Annotated in this window: 21 protein-coding genes; 2 read left to right on the forward strand and 19 right to left on the reverse strand. The window is 39.5% G+C overall.

The genetic code is table 11. The features are described 5' to 3' along the window. Window positions 1-8: 8 nt before the first annotated feature. Window positions 9-950 carry an Rpn family recombination-promoting nuclease/putative transposase gene (locus BV375_RS09580; protein ID WP_086759806.1) on the forward strand — a complete coding sequence of 314 codons (942 nt, stop codon included), beginning with the start codon at window positions 9-11 and terminating at the stop codon, window positions 948-950. Window positions 951-1,018: 68 nt separating this feature from the next. Here the strand turns inward: BV375_RS09580 and BV375_RS09585 are convergent, their stop codons facing one another. The 3 genes from BV375_RS09585 to BV375_RS09595 all read right to left on the reverse strand — a co-directional run bounded on the left by BV375_RS09585 (window position 1,019) and on the right by BV375_RS09595 (window position 5,390). Further along, a complete protein-coding gene (locus tag BV375_RS09585; protein ID WP_243713891.1) occupies window positions 1,019-1,336 on the reverse strand; it encodes a hypothetical protein in 318 nt (105 codons plus the stop codon). An 86-nt stretch (window positions 1,337-1,422) separates the two neighbouring features. Then, on the reverse strand, window positions 1,423-3,627 hold the full coding sequence (locus BV375_RS09590; protein WP_086759808.1) for a hypothetical protein: 2,205 nt from the start codon (window positions 3,625-3,627) through the stop codon (window positions 1,423-1,425). A 557-nt stretch (window positions 3,628-4,184) separates the two neighbouring features. Continuing rightward, window positions 4,185-5,390 (reverse strand): hypothetical protein, encoded by a 1,206-nt coding sequence (locus BV375_RS09595; RefSeq protein ID WP_086759810.1) that lies wholly within the window; start codon window positions 5,388-5,390, stop codon window positions 4,185-4,187. A 516-nt stretch (window positions 5,391-5,906) separates the two neighbouring features. On the opposite strand from BV375_RS09595, the gene BV375_RS09600 reads away from it, so the two are divergent. Next, on the forward strand, window positions 5,907-6,359 hold the full coding sequence (locus tag BV375_RS09600) for a helix-turn-helix domain-containing protein (protein WP_045873776.1): 453 nt from the start codon (window positions 5,907-5,909) through the stop codon (window positions 6,357-6,359). 91 nt (window positions 6,360-6,450) lie between these two features. Here the strand turns inward: BV375_RS09600 and BV375_RS09605 are convergent, their stop codons facing one another. From BV375_RS09605 to BV375_RS09680, 16 genes are all read right to left on the reverse strand, one after another. Continuing rightward, window positions 6,451-6,957 (reverse strand): hypothetical protein, encoded by a 507-nt coding sequence (locus BV375_RS09605; protein ID WP_086759812.1) that lies wholly within the window; start codon window positions 6,955-6,957, stop codon window positions 6,451-6,453. Window positions 6,958-7,236: 279 nt separating this feature from the next. After that, window positions 7,237-8,502 carry a hypothetical protein gene (locus tag BV375_RS09610; RefSeq protein WP_086759814.1) on the reverse strand — a complete coding sequence of 422 codons (1,266 nt, stop codon included), beginning with the start codon at window positions 8,500-8,502 and terminating at the stop codon, window positions 7,237-7,239. 272 nt (window positions 8,503-8,774) lie between these two features. Continuing rightward, window positions 8,775-9,254, reverse strand: coding sequence for a hypothetical protein (locus tag BV375_RS09615; protein WP_086759816.1), 480 nt, complete (start codon window positions 9,252-9,254; stop codon window positions 8,775-8,777). A gap of 21 nt (window positions 9,255-9,275) precedes the next feature. Continuing rightward, complete coding sequence (locus BV375_RS09620) at window positions 9,276-9,740, reverse strand: hypothetical protein (protein WP_086759818.1); 465 nt, start codon at window positions 9,738-9,740, stop codon at window positions 9,276-9,278. Beyond that, a complete protein-coding gene (locus tag BV375_RS09625) occupies window positions 9,730-11,904 on the reverse strand; it encodes a DNA translocase FtsK (protein WP_086759819.1) in 2,175 nt (724 codons plus the stop codon). Before BV375_RS09625 ends, BV375_RS09620 begins: the two co-directional genes overlap by 11 nt. A gap of 9 nt (window positions 11,905-11,913) precedes the next feature. After that, complete coding sequence (locus tag BV375_RS09630) at window positions 11,914-12,726, reverse strand: lysozyme (RefSeq protein WP_086759820.1); 813 nt, start codon at window positions 12,724-12,726, stop codon at window positions 11,914-11,916. A 26-nt stretch (window positions 12,727-12,752) separates the two neighbouring features. Next, window positions 12,753-13,403 carry a M23 family metallopeptidase gene (locus tag BV375_RS09635; protein ID WP_086759929.1) on the reverse strand — a complete coding sequence of 217 codons (651 nt, stop codon included), beginning with the start codon at window positions 13,401-13,403 and terminating at the stop codon, window positions 12,753-12,755. A 4-nt stretch (window positions 13,404-13,407) separates the two neighbouring features. Beyond that, window positions 13,408-13,749 carry a hypothetical protein gene (locus tag BV375_RS09640; RefSeq protein WP_086759821.1) on the reverse strand — a complete coding sequence of 114 codons (342 nt, stop codon included), beginning with the start codon at window positions 13,747-13,749 and terminating at the stop codon, window positions 13,408-13,410. Continuing rightward, window positions 13,749-14,237: a hypothetical protein gene (locus BV375_RS09645; protein WP_086759822.1), complete on the reverse strand. Its 489-nt coding sequence runs from the start codon at window positions 14,235-14,237 to the stop codon at window positions 13,749-13,751. The genes BV375_RS09640 and BV375_RS09645 overlap by 1 nt, the downstream gene beginning before the upstream one ends. A 22-nt stretch (window positions 14,238-14,259) precedes the next feature. Beyond that, window positions 14,260-14,826 (reverse strand): hypothetical protein, encoded by a 567-nt coding sequence (locus tag BV375_RS09650; RefSeq protein WP_086759823.1) that lies wholly within the window; start codon window positions 14,824-14,826, stop codon window positions 14,260-14,262. 4 nt (window positions 14,827-14,830) lie between these two features. Continuing rightward, window positions 14,831-15,673 carry a phage terminase large subunit family protein gene (locus BV375_RS09655; protein WP_086759824.1) on the reverse strand — a complete coding sequence of 281 codons (843 nt, stop codon included), beginning with the start codon at window positions 15,671-15,673 and terminating at the stop codon, window positions 14,831-14,833. A 10-nt stretch (window positions 15,674-15,683) separates the two neighbouring features. Further along, on the reverse strand, window positions 15,684-15,902 hold the full coding sequence (locus BV375_RS09660) for a hypothetical protein (RefSeq protein WP_011316696.1): 219 nt from the start codon (window positions 15,900-15,902) through the stop codon (window positions 15,684-15,686). A 2-nt stretch (window positions 15,903-15,904) separates the two neighbouring features. Beyond that, on the reverse strand, window positions 15,905-16,153 hold the full coding sequence (locus tag BV375_RS09665) for a hypothetical protein (protein ID WP_086759825.1): 249 nt from the start codon (window positions 16,151-16,153) through the stop codon (window positions 15,905-15,907). Window positions 16,154-16,161: 8 nt separating this feature from the next. Then, window positions 16,162-16,713, reverse strand: coding sequence for a hypothetical protein (locus BV375_RS09670; RefSeq protein WP_086759826.1), 552 nt, complete (start codon window positions 16,711-16,713; stop codon window positions 16,162-16,164). A 22-nt stretch (window positions 16,714-16,735) separates the two neighbouring features. Then, complete coding sequence (locus BV375_RS09675; RefSeq protein WP_086759827.1) at window positions 16,736-17,134, reverse strand: hypothetical protein; 399 nt, start codon at window positions 17,132-17,134, stop codon at window positions 16,736-16,738. Window positions 17,135-17,550: 416 nt separating this feature from the next. Next, complete coding sequence (locus BV375_RS09680; RefSeq protein WP_086759829.1) at window positions 17,551-18,717, reverse strand: cysteine desulfurase family protein; 1,167 nt, start codon at window positions 18,715-18,717, stop codon at window positions 17,551-17,553. Window positions 18,718-18,720: the final 3 nt, after the last annotated feature.

Genomic DNA, 18,720 nt, shown 5'->3' on the forward strand with positions numbered 1-18,720 from the left:
AATAATCTATGAGTGAAGTACGAGCTGATTATGATGGTGCTTGGAAGGAAGGTGTAGAACAATATTTTGAAGCGTTTCTTGCATTCTTCTTTCCAGAGATTCAAGCAGAAATTGATTGGGAACGAGGCTATGATTTTCTCGATCAAGAATTGCAGCAGTTGATGAGAGAATCTGAAATTGGTAAGCAATTTGTCGATAAGCTAATCAAAGTTTGGCTAAAAGATGGAAAGGAAACTTGGTTGCTGATTCACCTGGAAATCCAAAGCCAAGTAGATACCAACTTCCCTAAACGGATGTTTTCCTATCACTACAGAATCTTTGACCGTTATAACCAAGAAGTTGTTAGCTTGGCAATTCTAGGAGATAATCAAGCCAATTGGCGACCGCAAGAATATAGTTATGGACGTTGGGGATGTCGTTTGAGTCTTCAGTTTCCCATTGTCAAGCTACTGGACTATGAATCTCGTTGGTCAGAATTAGAACAAAGTGATAGTCCTTTTGCTGTACTGGTGATGGCGCACCTGCGGACACAAGCGACAACTCAAGATTTAGCAGGCCGTTTGCAGTGGAAGTTGAGCCTAATTAAACGAATGTATGAGTTAGGCTATAGTAGAGATAAAATCCAGCAAATCTTCCGGTTGCTAGATAGATTAATGACTCTACCACCGGAGTTAGACTTAAATTTTCAAGCCGAATTAGAGCGTTTTGAGGCTGAACAGCAAATGACATACATGACAAGCATAGAACGCATAAGTATAGCAAAAGCTACCCAGAAATATATTGCTCAAATCCTAACAATTCGATTTAAAGATGTTCCTACCGAATTAGTAGAAAAACTAAATGAATTATATGACATTGAGTTATTGAATCAATTGTTAGAAAAAGCCGTAACTATCGGTTCAATATCTGAGTTTGGGCAACAATTAAGTCAAGAAAATACAAATACATAGTTTCAAATTTGCACGGAACGCTGACCGTATAATCATAAATTCTAACTACTAGCTAACTTTTTTTGCTTTCAAATACAAATTAATTCCCCGATCAAATCTGCTGCCAGTTCTCCATATTTTTGTTGAATAGCGTCCCTGTACGGCAAGCAATCTTCACTTAAAAAGTCGCGGATAAATAGAGAAAAATTAAATCCTCTTTTCGAGTCCACGTATTCTGTTAATTCAATATTAAACAACGATTTAAATTCATCCTCTCTTTGTTTGAGTGCTGAATATTTAGTTAAATTGTTGGCTTGGAAGATTGGTTCAACTACTTGATTAAACAGTTTTTCCATTAAGATATATTTCATATTTCCTTCTATATTTTTGTACCCAATTTTACTCACAAATATAATAACTTCTGTAAAGCTGAATCACCTCTTTTTGTGCAGTTAAAATCTAAAATACCAAATATCTTACCGCCTGATGTCCCTCATCTTTTCCAAAATTTTTCGCTTTCCAACTCCAAGGAAAACGGTAGACACCCAGGATTGGCAGTCGCCCACTCCTTAGCTTCTGCAATTAGAGTTTCGTTACCGGAATCGAGGTAGAATTGCATTTTGGCACGTTGCTCTAAGCGATCGCGTTCTTGAGTGCTGAGAATATGTCCCGTAATTACGCAGTATTGGCGCATCTTAACCTTAGCTTGGGTTAAAGCCATTAGCCGTAGTTTTGTCACTCGCTTGAGTTCCTCGATGCGGTAGGAAACATCAGCAGTGTCGTCACCAACAGATGTGCCGTGCAAGCCGTTGTTGGCATTTTGAAGTGGTTGTTCTAGTGGAACCGCAGCAGGTATCGAAACTACACCCAGCCCGTTATCCTCCGTGTTAGATAAGTTTTGATTATCAACTTTTGACAACGTGCCGGAGCTACACAGGTATATAAAATCCTGATCAGAACTGAATTGATTTGATTGTAAAATATTTGTATGAACTGAATTCTCTAATTGATTGCTGGTTTTATTTAAATTAGTTTCAGCAGTATTAGAAGAATTTATGAATTCAAGATTTTCCGCAGACTGGATGACAGCTGAGTCTGACTGAGAAACATCAGGTTGTTCAACTACCTCTGCTGACTCCAGCCCTTGGAGGGCTGTAGCAGCAGGAGGTAAACACTTACAAAAAACCTTCATATAGAAAGAATGAACGTAATTACTTATTCCACAAGGATTTTGAGTATCGTGTTTTACAAACGACCTTTGAAATTCGTAAAGTTGCCCGTTCTCGCTTGATTGATAAGGGTTTAAGCTATTTTCTGCCCAAGGGTCTAAAATGTAGCGTGTGGGATGCCACAAATGTAAGTGCTTTTGTAGTGTCTCTTGAGAGACAGTTTTGTTAAAGCGGCGTTTATACTCAGCACGTATAGCTTTTGCCCGTTCAGTAGCCCCTGCTGGTAATCCACTATTCCACTCTATTGCTGTTACTACTATCTTGATTCGTCTTTGGGCTTTTTGGCTGCGTTCCCAGTTCTGTTGGTGGCGACGGTCAAATGAAATTACGTTATCTTTAGGTTGATCAATGCTGCCAACACCTATTGCTATGGCTTCTGCAAATGTGTTGGCGAATGTACCTAACAGCCGTTCGGGATAACTAACGTAGGCACTGTACCATTTATTACGAATTGTGCATTCTACCCAATGCCGTACTCTAGCTTCGATTTCATGTTGGTGTCGGCAATATTGCTTATAGCCAGGGGCGTTAATTGCGGTAGAAAGGCAAAATTCGACTAATTTATCGCCTCTTAAGTCTAGAAAGACGATTCCATAGCCTGCAAAGATTTGTAGTAGGGTGTTTGTTTGTCCTTGTCCCGTCCAACCGATCGCAATTATTTCTTCCCAGTTGGCACGCCACTGTGCAGCATCAGCAGACTCTTGCTTACGATATCTCTCCTGTGCAATTTGTTTTTTGGCTTTGTTTGCTACCCGTTTTAATTTGGTTAAATCTTGCCGACTGGCCGCGCGATCGCAATAGTCGAGGAAGATAGAAACGGAATCGCTAATTGGTTGTAAGTCATCATCAAGTAAAAATGACCCACTACCCGGTTGCATGGGACAACGGATGGCTTTGTAGTTAGTTATTTGTTTGGCACTATATGGTTTAGTGTTGGGGAAGATTTCTAGGTGTCCTTGGCGCAGGATAAAGCCTGCATTTTTCAAGGTAATTTCTAAGGCGCAGGCTATGGCAAAGGTGGGCAGGGGAGATGCAAAGTTTAAAATCAAGTGATAACCACCACTAAAGCTGGACTGGAGAATGACGATATCGACTATGCCAATGTCCTCTAGTGCGGCTTTGATGCGATTTATAGATTCAATGTTATGGTAGTCGCCACAAAAGTCTAAATCGATTGTGCCGTAACGGGTTATGTTGTCAAAACGCAGACCTACTAATTTTGACTTATCTTGGTGCAGCTTCCACAGTTGCGAGGGTTGCAGGTAATAATCGATAGTGCGCCATGCTGGTTTTGCACCTTCTACTAAAGAAGGGGCAACTATCGCCCCAAATGGATGCCAAAAACGCTCTACGTAGCGTTTACCCAATGATTCTGAGGGTAAATGGGGTTTGATTTTCTTTTTTGCAGGCTGTGAAAGACTTAATTGGGGCCTGTTATCAACATCTGCCCCGAAATCTTCTTGGAACATGAGTGACTGTCCTGATGGTTTTAGTGCATCAGGTAGCCTCGCTGTTGGTCAAAATGTGTTAGCCTAAATTTGAAATTTTTGTTTTACTAAGAAGCGGTTGGTTATCCGCTTGTTGGAGACGACTGGTAATCGTCTCGTGGTTGAAAGCAAACAGAGGTTACACTTGTTTAGGCTTAGACATACGTAGGCTTAGGCTAAGATTTAGTCCAACACGCTTCACCAACAACAATGCGGCTACCCAACTTTTTTTTGAGAGCTATTTAAATACGTAAGTTCTAGCGAAGTTGTGACTAAATCTAGAAAATAGTTTTGGAATAAGAATGCAAAGCTAGTAACACCTAAAAGTGTCACCAAAAATTGGCAGAGGTTAGTACAATGGGTGAAGATGAAATTACACTCCACCAACGAATTTAAAAACAAAAAACAGTCAAATATATCCATACGAGTTCGGCACCCAAAATATGAACTCGTACTGCAATCAGTATTGAGATGCTAATCTATTAGGTAACGTTAAATTGTGGGATAAATTCTCTGCTAGATTAACTGCTCACAGCTACCTATGCAGCACGAATATTATCCTTTTTTCTATTTGTAGACATTTCCATTGCTTGCATTTGGCTCTTGTAGTCCTCCCAAGTTTTTTCAAATACGTCAGATTCATACATCCGCAATAAAACCTCCTCTTTATCAGTTAAATTTGGTAGTTTTAACAACTCAGCTAAAGATACCTGAACTGGAAAAACATCCCTAAACTTTTCCATTAAGTGAAGTATTCTTGCTCTCTGTTCAGCAGATGGTTCATCTTGCAACTCTGCATCAATCTGTCGCGGACGTAGATTCACGATTTCTAGGTTCATATTTACTAAATTCCTCAATCCAAACACAACAAATTCATTAGTTATACCAATAACACGCCCCACGATTTCCAACTCTGTCCGCAGTCTTTCCTTAAATTGATATACTTGACCAATTTGGAAACGCCGAAACGGATTGCGTAGGCGTAGCCCGTCGCAGACATCGCCATTCCGCATCCAAGCGATACCATCACTTATACTACCTATCTCGTCTGCTTCAATCAGGTCTATAACCTGGTTACAGATATCTTGATTGCAAACAAACTTGTAAGCTGCATCAATACTCCGGTTAAATTCCGCCTCCAGTGCAACAACTGCCTTAAATTTTTGCAAATCCCGTAATTGAGAAATATATTCAAAAACTTTTTTACCCTTGTGATAACTGCCAACACTTATCCTTAGATTCTCTGATACCTCCCGAATTACAGGTTTGCCCTTATTTAATTGAGAGTTACTCTCATCTATCGAAGTGTTCAAATTTGAATACTTCGATTCATTCAAACGACGAGCGCTTTCCCGTTGTCTTTCTTTCGCTTGGGGACGAAGTACGCTCTCCCAGTACTGCCCTTCGTGAAATTTTTGGTAATGAGTCTTTCCGCCTTCGCGGTGGAGATTAAAATCAAGCACTAATTTCAAATCTTCTTCAGGCGAACTAGACTCGACAAATTCTACTTTCACAGCAGAAATTCCCAACTGGCGGGCTATCTGCAAACGACACTTACCTGCTAAGACTACATTTACACCAGTGCGTGCAGATACCTTTAAAGATTCCAGAATCCCTTTTTCCGAGATACTTTTTTCTAAAGCGGGACGAACCTCATTTTCACCGTATATTTCTATCAGCTTCGGATGAACAACTAACTCCGCAGGAGAAATATATACAATTGCCGGACTATGCACCTCAGACATATTGATACTCCGGGTCACAAATTGCCTAAAAAAGATAAGTTCAATTTTGAAAAGCCTGAGCAGAAAGCAGGAAAACTCAAGCAGCAGGACTGATGGCACTTTCTACAGTGAAAGTGATATTATTAAAAAATAATTAATTTTTGTAAATAATGAACAATTAATTATCAAACAATCTCCCGAAGAGAATTTTTGCAGTAGAAAACTATTATTATTAACCCATTTAAAACCAATTTCATTGAAGAGATATTTTTTGGTGTTATTTTTGGGAAAAATACATCTACCGAAAGAAAGATTTGTAAAACTGGCTAAACTCATGATATGATGTCTCTAGTTAATTAAATTGACAAAACAATGTTCCGCCTTGTTTTACTAACAGGTGGGCTTGTTTTCTCCTCAAAGCCCTGGTGCAAACAGGGCTTTGGGTGGGTTTTTAGAAAAAATGAACGCTACAAAAAGAGTATATCAGGCTTCATTCCATTTGGCAAAATTGTACAGTAAAGAGGGGTAAATTTTTAGATGCCTCATCTTCAGATATTAAATTCTCTTGAAAAACAAGCACTAGAACACATAGCGGCAACGAGCAGCGATGAAGTTAGCAAAAGAGCGAAAATTCTGCTAGGGCTAAACGAAGGCAAAAAATATGTAGCTTTAGCCCAAGAGATTGGTGTAACCGAAAACTCAATAGCAAAGTGGAAGAAAAGATGGACATCAAGTACCATCTTGTCAGAAACCCAGGAGTCAGCGATCGCAAAAGCTAATGAAGTATTAGGTGTCAACGTAGGCAGACCTAAGAAGTGCAAAAGTACAGAGGCAAGCAAAATTGTCGAAATCAGCGAATGGAGCAAGAACCGAAAACCCAGTCGTTCCAAGCACCACTACCATATGCAGGTAGCAGAGGAAGCCGCTAGGAGAGGTTTACCGACACTATCGCCAAGAAGTATAGGACGTATTTTGGAAGCTCAACCTTAATAGAAAGGGTCATCAAGCAAGTATTATCCTAGCCCAAGGGAGTAGTTTTGCAATCCCAGTTTTTACCGAGGCTTTTCACCAAATTTTAATTCTAAGCAAGCATTTCCACACACTCGACCACTTGAGCAGAGGTCACTTGTTGCGCGATCAGAAAGTCAACGAGTCCATCAAGTTTTTTACGGTTGTAGACGGTAGAATAGCCTTGAATTCGGCGTTCTTTGCAGAACTGTCGCAGTTTCCGCACACCTAAATTCAAAAGCTTCTTCCTTTCTTCCTTAACGTCTACCAGCACAAGCTGTCTAGCTTCATCCGCAACCCCAGTTTCAACAACTGGCGGGGCAGTTTCGATAATCGAAGATTCTGGTTTAGAAAATTCTTCCCGATCGGAAACAGCACCAATACCAGTCAAATCCCCATGAGTTTCCAAAACTGGCAACTCTTCAGAAATCACCCCAACGCTATTACTAACTGGAAGTGATACTGATTGAGCAGGGACAAATATCACATAGAAGATTGGGAAGACCATCAAAAACAACTCGATTGGAAACAAAACATCGTTAACAGATTGCACAAAAGGCGATATTGCAAAAGCAGACATAATGTGGTTCCTCCATGAATTACTGATGGGCGGCGTTATAGCGACTTACCACCCAGTAGCGGGGGAAACCCCCGTACTGAGTGAAAGCTTTTATACGTATCCCAACCGATAGCAGGAGGAAGGAGGGTAAATTGCCTTTTTAAGCAATTAGATGAACTAAGTTTTCCAAAATTTGCAGTTGTTAAATTGGAGAAATTACCAGTTCAAGATACAGAAATTGCAAAAATGCGAAATGCGATTTTTCCGGCTTGTACTCGCAGCTTTTAGAAACTTCCTTATTCATCTCAGCACTCCAGATTTTTTACTCTTAAGGTAGTTAACGTAGCTAACCAAGTTGTAGTTATATCTGAGTTCTTGAGGAACAAAAGTTGAGTAAGGATGCAGCGATACACCATCACGGCGAAAGCGATGACAGGGCGCATATATATCAAAAAAGATAGATATTTCATCTCCATCAAATTCGATTTGAGCTATGCCCTTGAGTTCCTTTGCAAACTCTAAAACTCGTCCTGATGCTACATAGTCAAAGACCACTACATTTCGAGTACGGAAATACTGGATGTAAGAAAGAAGTGTTGCTTCCATACCAAGCTCAAGTAGTCTGTCAGAATGTTTAAGCAAGATACCGGAATAGGAAAAAGAAAACCTACGGTTAGCGTATTCATCCCACAAGATAAGATTGCCGTAAAATTTGTAAATATTCGCTTGATTGGACGATATTTCTCTATTCAAATTTTCGACAACAGCATCATCTTCAAATGGAAACAACGCCTTACGTTCATCCCATTGTTTATCTGGACAGCAACTATGTTCTAAACATCCATATGGATGAATCCCACAAACAATATTATTGGCACCATGCAGTAACTTACACCCAGCACATACTAGCAAATAGCAAGAACTAAATTCTTCGCTATTAACTGCATTAATATAGCGTCGGTGTATATCTAAATGCTCCTCTAAAGCTTCACAAGGTAAAGGTTTATATGAGGAGAATGTTTGTCCAATTAATCTGTCTGGATCTGTTTCATCATAGATTACTGCCAAGTCGTCAATTTGGTGAGAACGTAGTTCTTCGTAAAGTACGAATTTCCGATATGCTTTTTCCTCAAACCTACAAATAACCAAGCACTTTGAATCAGGATGTCCCTCAAAATTCATCACCTTGTAAGTGTAAATTGAAGGCAGACAATCAAAATTTTCAAAGCTCTCAGTTTTTGTTAATACAAGCGGTTTTATGTCAGCTATTTTTGCAGTTTTTCTACTCGAATTAGTTTCCTCCGATTCTTCAACAATGCTGAAGAAAGCACCGCCCAAGGAAGCAAAAATAATTCCGGTAAAGCCCAATACAATAGCACCAGTGCCAATATAGGCAATTTGTTCAGAGCGTTCTTCCTCAACTATTGGGAATCCGCTCCTAGCTAAGTACAATAAGCCCAAACCAGAAAAAGTTGCTACAGTGCCTAAAGCAATAGCAGTCAAAGACACCATTCCAAAAGCAGCATTAAAGTTCCTCAAGCAATTAAACGCAAACTTCTTCAACATAATTTATCCCTCCAAAATGCAGGTCACAAGGTTTTTAATTACTCTCGCCCCGGCACAAATTGGGATTTGCTGAGAACTACACTACTAACCTACCCCTTACTCTATTAACAAATTCCACAACTATTTAATAGATATGTACTCGTTAATTTTCAGTCTCAGTAGTAGTTTCATTCCCAATGGTGATAGCAAGAGTCGAACTTGCTTTGTTGCTTAAAACAACAATCTAACCGAATTGGAATATCACCAAAAAACAATATCGAGAAATCACATATCTACTTTCCAAAAGTCCAAGTATTAGTTTCGTTTAATTCCAATTCTTCAAAACAGTTAGCAAAACCCGTAAAATGAAAACATCTTAGCGGCAGCCGAGATATTAATAGTAAAGAAAAATTTTCTAGTTTAGCCAACTGTTGTAATCTCAATAAATCATTGCTAAAACTATCGCTCACAAAGTGCAACCTATCAAAATTATCAATCACAAGTAGTCTATTTAATCCATCAGATAATTCGCTTATTATATTTTGCCAATCCTGCTGGTAGTACAAATCAAAACTCATAGGAATAACATCAAATAGATGAGCCACACTAAAAGGATATTCAAGATTGAGATAGACAGATTCTAAAGTAATATCTTTAAGTAAACAGTTTTTAACAGTAAAAGTCTTGCCTATATCCTGTTTACCCCATAAATTAACATTCTTGCCTGCATTTAGTTTACCAATCAACCAAGTATATTCTTTATAACGTAACATTACTATTATCCTTTATATAAACTACAATTGGCTTGAGATTAAATGTGTGATTTTTTGATTGTGTCTTTCTAAACTTTTTTTAGAAAATTGGTTAGATATAATAAAATTATCTAATAAAAAATCAGGTGATTGTGAAAGTCTTAACAGTACACCATCATCACCACTACTGCGATGATAGTAATGTACAACAGGTGATTGGATAACTGTCAGGTTATCGTTACGAATTGCTCGCCCTGTAACTAGCCCATCCATAATAAATTTAGCGGCAGCAGCTACATTATCACTATCTCGTGCAAAATTTTTGAGATACCAATGGAACTCAATCCACACTGTACTATCTAAACAAAATTCACATTCTCTAACAAATTCACCAATTAAGTTTGTCCAGTACTTCTTAAGTTCAGCACTTGCTTGCCAACTTGACCGTGCCTGGTTAATAATTTCGTTCATACAAGGGGGTAAAGGCATGGTTAGTTCAAATATCATCTTCACTGCCACCTTTCAAGTTATTTAAAAATTCTTCGACAACGTTTCTAAATTTCTTGTATGACCTACCATCTTGACGGGATAAATTGAATACTGCTTTGACAATTTCATCAAGTTGATAGCCCTTTTGATGCAAATTCATAATTGAATTTCTTGCTTCTTCGTCAAGCTGCACCTTAAAACTAAAACTGCCCTCAAAATCAGTCTTAGATTGCTTAGTTTTAGTAGCAGTAGTGGCTTTAGATTTACCATTATCATTACTCTCGCCATACAAACTAGCGACAAATTCATCAAAGTCTAACCCAGATTTCCATGCTGTATAAGGATCGTTCTGGTTTTTTGCTTCCAAGAGTAATTGCTGGAAGTATTCAGGGTCTTCATCGTCAGCAACATATAAAGCTTGGAGTCGTAAAACTTCAGTCGTCTTGTACAAAAAATCACCGTATCCCAGCAAATAAACTGCACGCTTGTCTTTATCGTCGCCCAGGATAATACAACTATCTTCAGGGCGGGTTGTAACAAAGGCTGTCTTGGCCGGAAAGTTTGAGCGAATCAACGGATCTATCACGTTTTTGTCAGGTCGTTGAGTATATAACAATACATGAATACCCGCACCACCCGCTTTTGCAAGCAACTTCATCAGCGCAGTCTCAATGCGATCGCAATAGTTATCATCGGAAAGTAGATCGAAACACTCGTCAATTAGACAAATCACTCGTGGCATGACGCAATCAGGTGCGAACCGTGAATTGTACTGTGCGATCGTTTCAATACTGCTGTGGCGCTCAAATTCCTGGTAGCGCAATTCCATTTCTTCGACCAAGTAATCGAGTAAGTTAGCGGTAGACTCTGCATCACGCGCAACTGGGGCTACAAGATGGGGAAGCCCATCAAATTTACCAAAGGTCACGCGCTTAACATCTGAAAGTGCCAATCGCACAACAGAAGGGGGATATCGTCGCACTAAGTATAAAATTGCGGCTTTCTCAAACTGCGACTTTCCACCCCGCGTCCGCCCACCACCAAGGATATGAGTCACGTTATCGCTATAAAGGGGAATTTCGACATAAGTGCCATCAACATCAACACCACCGGGGATAGACACCGAATAAATGTCAGGTTCGCCCTCAAAAGTAAAGTAATCACGGAAATAAGCAAATTGTCTGTCTAACCTGGGTATGTCAAATACAACTCCCCCAGGCACTACACTCACCATTGGCGCAACTTTTAAGCCTAATTCTTCACCAAGCTGCTGTACTAAGTCATTACCGATATCTTCTACTTTTTTATAACTAACACCCCGTCCCAGTTTTACCCTAATACGGTTAAAAGTAGGGCCATTTTTGGCATCGACATACTTAGCATTAATATTAAAATCTTCTAACGTATCAACTAATAGTTTTCCTGCTTGTCCCATAGTTAAAACATTTGAGCTAACAATCCCATTATTAGCAATTTCACTATTTAAACATTTAGGTTCTTTTAAAAGTATTGAACCATTAACTGTCACTTTTAAATCTAATGGTTTACCTGTGGCACGCGCAACAAGCACTGCCGTTCGACAGCAATAATTTTTAATAATTTTATCTCTCGATTTATTTGCTAAATCAGTAAAATAACCAGTTTCTTTATTGCTCAAAAATAAATTATAAAGATTCTCTTGAACTACTTCGTATCCAATCTGCTTGAGATAAATATTTTTTATAGATTCAATATATTCAAATAAAGATTCTATTGGCGAGATGCTAACTATCTCAATCATTTTTTGATACACGTTATTTTGCTCCCACTGTGAGGGCATTCGATTGAGATGGATATATTCAAGTGCATAACGTACAAATTCATATTGGTTTAAAGTACAGTGTTCTGCACATACTGATAATATTTCATCATCGTTTGTACCTGCAATTACTGATTCATATATTACCTGAAATAAAAATTCCAAATTAAATTTAACAACTGGACGTGATAATTTTGTTCTAAAGTCAATCTGCTTTAAAACAGTTTCAGCATAAGAAACCATTGCATTAGGTAAAGCTTCCCGTACGTTCTCTATAATCTCTTCATTGTCTAAACCATCTTGTTTGGCCTGTATAATTGCAGTCCAAAGCTGTTGTTTTTGAAATTCAAGATTAGTATTAATGTCATTGTATGGTAGTAACATTATTAAGTTTCACTTTCTAGAAATTTCAAACTTCTGTAATTGCTGCTGATAGTAAGTTCTTAATTGAGCAATTGATTTAGGATTTTGATTGTACGAATTGCAAATAAGACTGGCCCATACCCTACCTACTTTACATACAGCAGTATCAAACCTTCCTGCTTCAACATCATTTAAGGCATTATTACGACGAATATATTCAATTGCCATCTTGTCCTGAGAAGCTGGACTAAAATCTTTTAAGTTTAACTTTGGCTGAAGGTCATACCAACTTATATCCAACATTTGATAAGCACCAGCCGCAGTCGAACAAACATTTTTACCATTAATAGGAGCGCACTGTTTCTTTAACGGATGTGTAGAAAAATTATTAAAAGTTCCGTTAAATACTAACTTGCGATAACTTTCTGGCTCACTGGTTCCTGTTTCTGCCCAACGAATTGTTGCTAGAAAAGCACTCAAACGTGGTGAATAAGAACTTGTATTAACTCTTCTTTTTAAACTATTTGACGACAATGAAGAAACACCAGTACTTTGAGAAATTGAAAAATAAATGCCTAACGTAATTAAAGAAGCAGTTGACAAATGAATGGGTTGAAAGCACGATATAAATTGGCGGCGAGGACTCAAAATCAATCCTACTAAACCACCAACAATAAACCCAAATTTCCAACTATCAACTGCCTTACCGAAACTACGCACTTGGCAAACATTATCTGCACCCTTGGATACCAATCCACATGGCAGTGAAGCTACTCCATAGGAAAATGCAACAGAGCAGGCTGCACCAACCACACCTGATATAAAAATCGGTACAATTTGCATTACTACTGCCAATAGCTAAATGACTTTCAACGATTAGCTAAATACTCGTGTAAATAAGGACGGGGGTTCTGCGCTACACCATCAACGTGAACTTCAAAATGTAAATGCGGCCCCGTCGAAAACCCCGTACTACCTACTGCTGCAATCATCTGCCCACGGACAACTTGTTGTCCCTGCTGCACATACAGCTGACTGGCATGACCGTAGAGAGTAGATAAACTTCCCTGATGCTGAATAACAACTGCTTTGCCGTAACCATCCTTGTCACCTGCAAAAATTACTCGACCAGCATCAACCGCATAAATTGGAGTACCCTTGGCTGCGCCAAAATCAATTCCCCTGTGAAACTTGCGATCGCCTGTAATGGGGTGTGTCCGCCAACCAAATTCACTAGTTACAGGAGTACCAGCCGCAGTAGGAAAAGCAATTCGACCGTTATTTAAAAACTTATTACTAACAACAGTTCTAGGTAGTATTAGATTCTGGAGAGATTTAATTAACAGTTGAGATTCAATCCATCCAGAAACCTGGGGAATGACCATAGCTGCAATGACAACTGAGGTGGCGATCGCATATCTCCAACTTTCACTCGAATTAGTATCGGCTGTCTCATCCAAACTAGTTACAGTCGAATTACTAACCTCCTTTTTACCGTCAGTTTCAAAGATTATTCGCATTGCCTCAACGCCTTTTTGCATTAGCAGGAGAAACCTGCCAACAACCAATCTTTGCAGTACTCAATACTTCCTCAAAATCATTCTGAGCTACACGGCAATCAGGAGAATTTAGTCCATCTCCTGATGTTGCAGATTCCTTAACTTTAGGGGAATAGCGAGTAGAGACAGGATTAGAAGATATATTCACACTAGGTGCAGCAGTTGAAACAGCAGCTGGCGATAAAAATTGAAGCTTTTGTGCTAATGCCATAGCATTACGCCAGTTATAAAACTGCAAATACCCCGGTTGCAAGATATCTGTAATCCACACCAGCAGTACGAACCAAAAAATTGCCTTTACCCACATTAATCCAATTGCTTAACCACAGGCAGGGCAAAAGAAGGAACTTCTTTGGGTACAACTTCAATCTTCTTCCCAGCTGCATATCCTGGCCCGGTGTAACTGCCATTAAGGAGAAAATTCAACAGCATTATTAATAACCACACTCCTACAGCAGCGACACCCACAGGAGATTTAATTACATCAGATAAAAAATATACTGGATACCAGCCAAATCTCCAGGGATTTTGCGGGTGTAGCCGATGTGCTTTCCAAGTCTCAATATAGGGAATTTCTATCTGAGGAACTCTCGGCTTATAGGCAGTAGGTGCATTAACATACCTAACTTCTACGGGTTGAGTATCATAAGTGGTCATAGGAGAAACGCTAGGTTGCTGATTTACCATTCCTCCTTGCTGTACCTGCTGTAACATATTTTGCAACCGATTGGCAGGCACAATTGCTCTACCTTCAGAATAATCAACATCAAAATTACGGCGTTGATTTCTACTCATAATATGACCTCAAATTAACTAACTAGCTGGCGGGTTTATTATTTATTTGGGAGTTAGTATCTTCCCAAAAATCTTCATCTTGAAGTTGGGCGTAAAACTCTTCTGGAGATAACATTTCAGGTTGATTTTGCACTCCATCTTCAACAAACTGACTACTATCTACTCGCCCTAATCCAGAAACAGCAGAACGAGGAGAAAATTGAACAACATTTTTAGCAGAAAACTCGTTATTAAATCTCATCCCAGGAGGCGAAACTGGGGGAGGTAAGGAAGGCTGAATATCAGTATTAGAAACACCAACATGAAGTTGTTGATTGCCAGAATTGCCGAAGTTATCAGACACTGCATCTGTTTCTTCAACTGCATTGTTATAGTCAGAAATTCCCCAACCCAAAAAACAAGCAAATCCAGCCAAAAATATAACTGCACTCATCCAATGCACCTCTGAATTGGGAGATGGCATCATCTCAATCGTTGTCCGAGTTGAACCTTCCAGGGTAGTACGAATAGGGGTACGTTTGACTGCCGCTACAACATTGAGCGAACACAAAGCTATGCAAATTATCGCAGCAGCAAACTTGACATACATGACATCACTCCCCTGATTTATTAACAGGCTTTCTATTAGGAATTGGATTAGGTAATTGCTTCTTCATTTGTTGGAGATATATTCGCCTTTCCTCCTCCTTCTGGCGTATTTTCTCGCGGATGTCTGCCACCTGTGCCATCTGCTCTACTGGGTCTAAATACCCCCGCGCCCGTAACAGCTGCGCCTGTGCAAGCGAGTATGGTTCTTGAGCATTCCTAATCTGAATTAGCATTTGATTCAGATCGACCGATGGTTGAGATTCCAAATTCTGGGCGTAATCAATCGCCTCTAATTTACCCAAGATCAAAACAGCAGCAGCCCCGGTTGGTATCTTCTCCTCAACTTTCGTACCATCGGTTTTGCGGTATCCCCAATAAAAACTATTATTTCCAGAAGCCGCTTCTAGTAAAACATCCAGCGAGTTGAACTTAACTATCTCCAGTGCTGGCATATAGTGAAGGCGGTAAAATCCAGATTTCTCATTAGCCTGCATTCTGGATATTTCACCCCGCAATTGCTGTCCCCACAATGCCGCCGCTAACTGTCGCCAGCCTGTAAGAGTAGGCGCACCTTCTACCGAGGAGTAACTGGATAGATGGTCTATATTGTAGTCAGTACGGGAAAGCTTTTCTAAGTACACTTCTCGAATTTGGGCAACTTGCGCCTTTACTTGCTGTACCTCCGATATCTGATTACCTGGAATTTGTTGCTTCCATCCAACCATTAATGCAACCGCCCCTATAACAGACAACGCACTAACAGTCGAACAAACCGTCCACAGGGTGACATTTACCTTTTGTCTTCTTCGATTTGGTTGTTTATTTCGCACAGGTGTAGGAGTAAACATAATTTACCCCTCACGTATTATCAACAACCAACTGCAACTGAGGGCGCTTGTTTAACTCGCGGGCGATCGCAATTCCTGCACCACCCACAACTATCCCGGTTAGTAGTAACAGAGGGTGCAAGGCAAGCGTGGCCCCCACTCCCAATAGTTGTCCTACCATCCCAGAAACACCCAAGTTCATTAACAAACCACCCGCAGTGTTAACCAAAAAGTCAAATGCTGCACTCATACCTACTCCCTGGTAAACCAAATAACTACTAGTGCCAGAATCAAACCAACTAATTCACCTATGCCTACACCTACCAAAATTGGCTGTATGCTGTAAATCTCCTGTTTATCCTGCGTTGGGGGAATCGCTACCCATGTCCCAACCACAGTACCAGTTACTATTGAGAGTAAATTTATACCAACTGCTTGGGTAGATGTTTTTCTCAAATTAAGTAAACTCTCATCCCGTATTCGATAGCAGATGGGTAGCATCTGGCTAACTATTTCTTCGGAGATTGCCCGGTTTTCGGCTGCGAGGACTTCAACTGTCTCGGCTGCGGTGTCGATGTACTGACCAACAGTGGATGAGTCTCTTCCCCCCAGTTCACCTTGCCGAAAAAATCGTTATCAATACGCGAATTGATTCGCTCTTGCGCCTGGTCGTAACCAGATGGAACAGAAGTATTACCTTCAGCCAGCGAACTACTGCCATGAAAAACAAATTCTTCTAGAGCAAGTGTGGAAGATTCAAGCACCACTTTATGGCGTAATTCTCCTAACTGAATTCCCCTATCAGCATCCCGGTAAAGTATTCCTACAAAACTATCAGGGGAAGCTTGTTCTGGATCTACGCCAAATCGCTGTTTAATATACTCGCGCTTGTCGAACTTATGTTCGCCTACTTCTGATTTGCGATCGCGCATTGCAATCAAGTGCTGGGCAGCTTCTTCCAAGGACATACCTTCACGAGAAGCTATCTCTTTAAGTTGAACTAATTGCTGTTCGATTGTTTCGTCAAGCGTATCATTTGGCTGTAAAGCTAAATCTAACAACCGACAGCAGGTACGTACTACATCAGGCGACACCTGCAAAGTCTCTGCTACTTTGTTGATATGCTTCATTGCGCTCAATTCTCCTAATTACTGATTGCACAATTGGGTTGTTTTTTTCTTCATCAGATATATGCTTGGTCAAAAAGTTATAAAGGGTTAAGCCATTAACTTTTTGTAAATAAGCATCTAAACCACCAGCAGGAATTACTTGCTGTAAATATTCCTTATACGTCAACCGCCGAATTTTGGTAGCAACATAGAAAACATCAGCAATCTCAACTGTTGCTGCATCAAAATATCCTCCCCGCTTTCGCGGTTTTACTATACCGGCATAGGGATACCACTTTTGTAAAGCAGAGATTGAAATCCCGTACCTTTCGGCAAGTGTTTTTTGGGTGTAGATAACGTTTTCACATACCATCAAACTCAATTCCAAGTAAAAGACAACATCAATGAGAAGCGAATTAAACTAGCAAATTACTAAACTGTTTGTAAATTAGAAAATAATTTACCAAATATGCCAGTTTAGTACAGGTATAGCTCAACTCAAATACACCTATATTTCAACCTATCTCCAAATAAACTGCACACTAGCCAAGTTACATACTGCCTGTTGATAATGCAAGCACGTTTGTATATATGAGTAAATAAATAGAAAAAATAACTGTTTAGGTAAGAAATTCTTCTTATAGAAACTTATAGCCACTAATAGATTTTATTCCGTACACTTATACCAATAAATAATTAAAAATTCGTAATTTTGTGGCATCAAAGTTGCTAAAATATCTTGTTCATATGGGTAAAGTGGGAGGATAAGCTTTCTAACTTTTGAGAATGCTAAGACTGAAAAAACATGACTGGACGAGTTAAATGGACTACTGATGATAAAATTTCTGCTGCCTGTTCGATTTCAAAGCAATTTGTAAATTTACCTATGCCAATACGCAGTGCCCCTTCAATAACTTCTATTGGTAAACCCATAGCTTGAAGAACATGAGAAGGTGTTTCTACACCAGATGAGCAAGCGGAACCTGTAGAGATAGCTAGTTTATTACGGACTCTAGCAATGATTACACTGTTAGGAACATCAGGAATGGAGATATGGAGGTTGCCAGATAAGCGAGAGCTAACATCACTATTGATGATTAAACCAGGGATTTTACTTAGTAACAGGCTTTGTAATTTATCTCTCAGTTCAGCGATCACTTTTTCATCTTCTTCCATTTCTAGCAGTCGTAAGCGACAGGCTTCTCCCAACCCAACAATACCAGGAACATTGAGAGTACCTGACCTGAGTCCTTTTTGATGTCCACCACCAAATAAAATGGGATTAAGTTGATATCCTTTTCTTACAACCAAAGCTCCTGAGCCTTTTGGCCCGTAGAGTTTATGAGCAGAAATCGCTAGGTAGGTGATGCCCCATTCTTCAAAATTTATGGGGATTTTTCCTACAGCTTGGGAAGCATCACATAAAAAAGGAATTTTATATTTTTGAGCTATTTTTCCAACTTCTTGGATAGGATAAATGTTGCCTATTTCATTGTTGGCTGCCATCACAGATAGCAGTGACAGCCCTGATGCACAAACTTTTTCTACATTGTCTAAGTCTAATCTGCCTTTTGAATCAATTTGCAAATTTATAACTTCAGCTAGTTTTTTTTTCGATAACGCATAACAAGTATCCAAAACAGCTTTGTGTTCAACTGGTAAGACAGCGATACGAGGTGTAGTTTTAGTAGTAGCATCAAAAGCTATGCTGCCTTGAATGGCTAGGTTGATACTTTCCGTAGCTCCTGATGTAAAAATTACTTCTTTAGGTGAAGCTCTTATTAATTTAGCAATGTATTTTGCGGCTTGAGATACAGCTTCTTCTGCCTCATCTCCGTAAGTATGGTCTATGCTGCTAGCATTACCAAATGCTGTGGTCATATAATACAGCATTTGGTCAGCTACTCTAGGGTCTACCGGAGTAGTTGAATGATAATCTAGATATATTATGTCCATGCT

The organism is Nostoc sp. 106C (assembly GCF_002154725.1).
Taxonomy (GTDB): domain Bacteria; phylum Cyanobacteriota; class Cyanobacteriia; order Cyanobacteriales; family Nostocaceae; genus Aulosira.